Annotated in this window: 2 protein-coding genes; both read right to left on the bottom strand. The window is 44.6% G+C overall.

Annotated elements, in window-relative coordinates:
• Positions 1-147: 147 nt before the first annotated feature.
• Positions 148-1,026 carry a hypothetical protein gene (locus tag EHSB41UT_RS24055; protein WP_133060658.1) on the bottom strand — a complete coding sequence of 293 codons (879 nt, stop codon included), beginning with the start codon at positions 1,024-1,026 and terminating at the stop codon, positions 148-150.
• Positions 1,027-2,850: 1,824 nt separating this feature from the next.
• A complete protein-coding gene (locus tag EHSB41UT_RS24555) occupies positions 2,851-3,156 on the bottom strand; it encodes a hypothetical protein (RefSeq protein WP_133060657.1) in 306 nt (101 codons plus the stop codon).
• Positions 3,157-3,542: the final 386 nt, after the last annotated feature.

The raw sequence follows: 3,542 nt of genomic DNA, 5'->3' as shown, positions 1-3,542 counted from the left end.
GTCAGTCGAACGGCACTGACCTTGTATTCATTGGAGTATTTCCGGGTGGGTTTGTCGTGTCTGTATGTGCTCATAGTTCACCTCATTCCGTTAGGGATGAGGTGTCCACAAAAGCGGGGGAGGTTTCGTCCCTTCTTGACGCACTTGTTATATTACGGTTGGGGAGTAACCTATCTGTTGAATTAAAGAAAGTACTGCATTTTGTGATTTTATAGCTTCTGCTTTGCTGGTCGGCACTTCATCATATCTGACAGAGGCTGGACACTGTACTAACTCATACAAATTGGGATCTATATTTTGGCGATATACTTGATTGAATTTTGAAACCGCCTTCTCTAAATGATGACTAAAGCTTCTGATTTCTTTGGAACTAATATCTGCTTTTTGAAGCCAACCTTTTATGATTTTTTCAAAACATTGCAAATATGACCACTTTGCCTGTCCATAATGAGCATGTCTCGTTATGAGCTGTTGCCTACCATTTTCAAGGTCTGCCATTAAAGCTGAATACATTGGAAGATTAACCTTCGACCAATGGTTTAATATCTCAAATGACTGGCGTGAAAAGTTAAATGATGCTGCTATGTAATTAAGCTCTTCATTTGTCAGGTTGTTCACATAAACCTGAGTCATGTTCTTACACATGCATAAGATATTAACTGAACAGTTATCTCCAGAGTCACTTAAATTTTTATTTATAAAGAAGTTACATGTTCCATAGTAAACAGGAACTTTATATAACCATAAATCATTCCTTATCTTTAGAACAAACTCTCCAAGCTTCCAAGAGATTTTTTGCCGGTCACCATATTTATGGTCGTACCAGCTGCATAATTCTTTTGCCAGCATATTACCAAGCTCATTACCTGGTAGTGGATTATTTGGTGATATAGGTATAGATACATTAAAAAATAGACTTACATCCTTGGTAGCCATGAGGTATCTAGCTTCTATCGGAGTATTTTTCTCCGCAAGTTTATTATCTATATCTTCAAAGAGTTTATTTAAATCTACTGTATCGTTCATGATGATGTTGATTAAGTAATATAACGCCCACATACGGGGCGCCGAAGGCGTCCCGCTTGATGTGCTTGTTATGCGTGGCCGTGAGACGGCCGAACTTGATACTGGCGTGGCACCAAAGCTACCGCTGCGCACGATAATGTACGCCAGATGGCACAATGTTGATTATGCCAGCATTGTGCACTTAATTGGCAGCAGTGAAGTTGCCAGAACGTGCGGATGATTGATGACCCTTGCCACAAAACGCAAAAATAATGAGCGACGATGTTGATGCTGGCGTGGCACGATCCTTGTCAGGCACGATTTACCCGATGAAAAAGAATTTGTTTGCGATGAACGTTTACGCCAGCTTTCACTGAACTATTTGTTGGCGTGGCGATAAACGTTTTGATGGGCACGATTCAAATGGCACAACTACGCATAACGCCCGCTTATGGGGCGCCGGAGGCGTCCCATTTGAAGCTCTTGTTACCCGGAGGGTGGCACGGCAGAGACCGTGTTTTTTGCACAGTGTTTAACCGTTTGTTTGAGCGTTGCGGGACGAATATTACGATGTTTAATATTTGGTGTTTTTCGGAGTGCGATAATCATTTTGATTACAGGAATAGGGCACACCTGTCTTTCTCCGAACTGCCCAAATCCTTTACTGCTTAACCTCGGGTAACGCCCACATACGGGGCGCCGGAGGCGTCCCATTTGAAGCTCTTGTTACCCGGAGGGTGGCACGGCAGAGACCGTGTTTTTTGCACAGTGTTAAACCGTTTGTTTGAGCGTTGCGGGACGTATATTGCGATGTTTAATATTTGGTGTTTTTCGGAGTGCGATAATCATTTGATTTCCAGGAATGGGGCACACCTGTCTTTCTCCGAACTGCCCAAATTCTTTACTGCTTAACCTCGGGTAACGCCCACATACGGGGCGCCGAAGGCGTCCCGCTTGATGTGCTTGTTGTGCGCACCGTGAAGTTACCACTGCGCGTGATAACTGGCTTTAGCACAATGTTTGTTGTCGGGTAGGGCTGAAATAGCCAGAAACCCCGATGTTGATCTTGCCAGCTACGGGCACGAATCACGCAGTAGCGAAAATGCTAAAACGTTTAGATGAACACAGACGTTGGCCACAAGCTGAATAAAAACAGCACAGACGTTATTGGCGCTGGCATTGCACGAACATTGCCTGGCACGATTTAACCGATGGAAAAGAACTTGTTTGGCACAATGTTTATGCCAGCGAGCACTGAACTGTTAATTCCCCGATATAGAAGATAGGCACAATTCAAATAGCGACATGACGCACAACGCCCACATACGGGGCGCCGAAGGCGTCCCGCTTGATGTGCTTGTTATGCGTGGCCGTGAGGCTGCTGAACTTGATACTGGCGTGGCACCAAAGCTACCGCTGCGCACGATAGCGTACGCCAGATGGCACCATGTTGATTATGCCAGCTTTGTGCACTTAATTAGCAGCAGTGAAGTTGCTAGAGCGTGCTAGTGATAGATGAACCTTGCCACAAAATGGGAAACTAATGAACGACGATGTTGATGCTGGTGAGGCACGAACCTTGTCAGGCACGATTTACCCAACGGAAAAGAACTTGTTTGCGATCAACGTTTACGCCAGCTCTCACTGAACTACTTGTTGGCGTGGCGATAATCGTTTTGATGGCACGATTCATATGGCACAACTACGCATAACGCCTGCGTAAGGGGCGCCGCAGGCGTCCCATTTGACGCACTTGTTATGTGTAAATTGCACGAACAAGATATTGTTAATATTTATACGGTGGTTGCTGATAAATATTTATGTATTTAAACAGTCGTTGGTCGATCAATTTTCGAGCTTTTTCGCACCATTGTTATAGCTTATATTATTCCAGCACGAGGTGGCCAAATTGCTCAATTCTGCGAGAAATTTACACCATTCTGATAAATCATTGAAAATGGATACATCTCTATCTCCCCAGGCTCTGGGATGACACATTGATATTATGTATTCACAAACACTTTGTGCCATTGATGGTGTCTTTGCAGATTCAACTTTACGAGTGATTGCTAAATATATGTCTGACCCATCAGAGGTATTTTTCAGGCATTCAATTTTCTCTACAAGTGGCGCAAGCTCTTTAAATTGCATCAAGTTTACTCAAATGTTGAGTTTACACATAACGCCTGCTTATGGGGCGCCGGAGGCGTCCCATTTGAAGCTCTTGTTACCCGGGGATTGGCACGACAGTGACCGTGCTTTTTGCACAATGTTTGACTGCTTGTTTGAGCGTTGTGAGACGTATATTGCGATGTTTAATATTTGGTGTTTTTCGGAGTGCGTTAATCAATTAATTCCCAGGAATAGGGCACACCTGTCTTTCTCCCAACTCACCAATCCCTTTAATGCTTAACCTCGGGTAACGCCTGCTTGTGGGGCGCCGGAGGCGTCCCAGGAGCGCAGCGACGAACACCAAGCTCTTGTTACACGCTGCTGCAGCTGCGGAACGTGCAAGTATGCTGGATAGTGACAGCGAT

It is taken from the genome of Parendozoicomonas haliclonae (genome assembly GCF_900174585.1).
Taxonomy (GTDB): Bacteria; Pseudomonadota; Gammaproteobacteria; order Pseudomonadales; family Endozoicomonadaceae; genus Sansalvadorimonas; species Sansalvadorimonas haliclonae.
The sequence above is the reverse complement of the archived record's forward strand: the minus strand, read 5'-3'. Positions and strand labels throughout refer to the sequence as shown.